The sequence below is a fragment of the Frankia sp. CcWB2 genome (genome assembly GCF_977927585.1).
On record NZ_CDWRCM010000002.1, the window covers coordinates 52,586 to 54,924 of the forward strand.

Sequence of the window (2,339 nt, forward strand, 5' to 3'; positions counted from 1 at the left end):
CAACGAGTCCAAGCGGTCCATCAGGCCACCATGGCCGGGCAGCAGACTGCTCATGTCCTTGATGCCGATGTCGCGCTTGAGCAGGGACTCACCCAGGTCGCCGATCGTCGCGGTACACGCGACCGCCAGCCCGAGCAGAACGCCCTGCCAGGCCTCGGCCCCCAGCGGCCAGGCCAGCACGATCCCGGCGACGATCACACAGGTCACCGCCGAACCGACGAATCCCTCCCACGACTTCCCCGGGGAGACGGTAGGGGCCATCTTGTGCCGACCGCCGGAGAGGACACCGGCCGTGTAACCACCGACGTCGCTGGCCACCACCGTTCCCAGAAAGGCGACGACTCGCCAGCGACCATCGGAGGGTTCGGTGAGCAGCGCGGCGAAGCCAGCCGGAAAGCCGATGTAGCCGGCCACGAAGGCGGCGCCGGCGACGTCGCGGAGCAGACCCGTGGACGGCCCGAAAGCACGGACCAGCGCCGCCACGCCGATGGTGCCGGCGAGAGTCAGCAGCAGGCCGGTGGTCCCATCGACGTACGCGACGACCGGCATGGCCGCCGCCCCGGCAACCAGGGGAAGCAGGGGAACCCGTACCTGCGTCAGTCGGATCGCGCGGACCACCTCGTGGGTGCCCAGGGCCATCGCGACACTGATCACCCCGACAAAGATTACCCGCAGGGTGAACAGCGGAACGAGGATGACGGCACCGAGAAGGATGCCGACACCGATGGCGGCCGGCAGGTTGCGGCCGGCACGTGAGGGCCGGGGCACCATCCCGGCGGGCCGACCGTGATTACCGGGCCCGCGGGGATTACCGGACTCAAGCGGATTACCGGGCCCATGCGAGGATCCCGGCGGCGCGGATGACCCGGACGGCCCGGACTCAGCCACCGCGCGGCCGTCGACAGTCGTCATGGCCGCCCGGCCGTGGGCAGCGACCGCCGCATCGCGCACGCGTCATGCGCGGATCCGGGGACCGTCCAGACGATTCCGAGACCATGGGAATCGAACATCGGAGCAGGCGGCCGGCATCGAGAACGGACGCAGGAATGATCAAACCGAGAGAAGATCCGATTCCTTGAGCCGAAGAAGTTCATCCACCTGCCCGACGTATCGGTGGGTTGCCTCGTCGAGATCCTTCTCACCCCGCCGGCCCTCGTCCTCGCCGGCATCGCCGTCCCGCACGATCCGATCGATCGTGTCCTTGGCGTGACGTCGGACGTTGCGGATGCTCACCCGGGCTTCCTCGGCCTTGGTCCGAGCTACCTTGACAAGATCGCGACGCCGTTGCTCGGACAGCTCCGGAAAAACACACCGGATGATGGTGCCGTCGTTGCTCGGGTTGACCCCGAGATCGGAATCGCGCACAGCCTTCTCGATCGCCCCCAGAGACGACTTGTCGTAAGGCGTGATGATCACCATACGCGGCTCCGGGATGTGGAACGACGCGAGCTGCTGCACCGGTGTCGGAGCGCCGTAGTAATCCACCAGGATCTTGGAGAAGACCGCGGGAGTGATACGCCCCGTGCGGATGTTCGCGAAGTCCTCCTTGGCGACCGAGACCGCCTTCTCCATCTTCTCCTCGGCCTCGAGAAGCGTGTCGTCGATCACCGCATTTCCTTCCGTCTGTTCCTGGTCCGCCGGCGTCCACCGGGCGCCGGTCCTGTTATCATCGCAGTTCGGCCGAGCGCAGCCGAGTTCGTCGTCCCAGGGGCGAAGCCGTCCCGCCCGGTCCCGGATTCGCCTGACCGAGATCGCACAGCCGCCGCATGCAGTGTGCCTTACCACGGCGTCCCCGCTGACCTGGGCCGACACGGCACGCCGACCGGGCCGGGAAGCATCACCTTGTCATCTCGAGGCGTGGCCATCCCGATCCCGGTGGCGTGCCGGACCACCGCACCCACCGAGAAGCCTCGGAGCCGCCGGCCGCCCGATCAGGGAGCCGGCGATCCGACGACGCTCAGGCCTGGCGGATGTTGAACCGGGAGAACCGACCGACCTCGATCTTCTCACCCAGCGACGCGCCGGCCTGGTCAAGCAGAGCTCGGATGGTCACCTTGCCGTCCTTCACCCATGGCTGGTCAAGCAGCACGCTACTCTTCACATACCCGTTGACACGTCCTTCAACAATCTTCGCGATCGCCTGCTCGGGCTTGCCCTCCTCGCGGGCCGCGGCCTCGTAGATCTTTCGCTCCGCCTCGAGGACCTCGTTCGGGATCTGCTCGGCGGTGACATACAGCGGGTCCGCCGCGGCGATGTGCTGCGCGAGATCGCGGGCGAGTTGCTTGAAGTCCTCGGTCTTGGCCACGAAGTCCGTCTCGCAGCGAAGCTCGACGAGCACG

Annotated in this window: 2 protein-coding genes and 1 pseudogene; all 3 read right to left on the bottom strand. The window is 67.4% G+C overall.

The features are described from left to right. A partial coding sequence (locus tag ACY45C_RS00970; protein WP_462185788.1) for a phosphatidate cytidylyltransferase occupies positions 1 to 771 on the bottom strand: 771 nt, incomplete at its 3' end. A 279-nt stretch (positions 772 to 1,050) separates the two neighbouring features. Beyond that, a complete protein-coding gene (gene frr, locus ACY45C_RS00975; protein WP_462185789.1) occupies positions 1,051 to 1,608 on the bottom strand; it encodes a ribosome recycling factor in 558 nt (185 codons plus the stop codon). A 349-nt stretch (positions 1,609 to 1,957) separates the two neighbouring features. Further along, positions 1,958 to 2,339 (bottom strand): annotated as a pseudogene (locus tag ACY45C_RS00980) (translation elongation factor Ts); the annotation flags it as partial.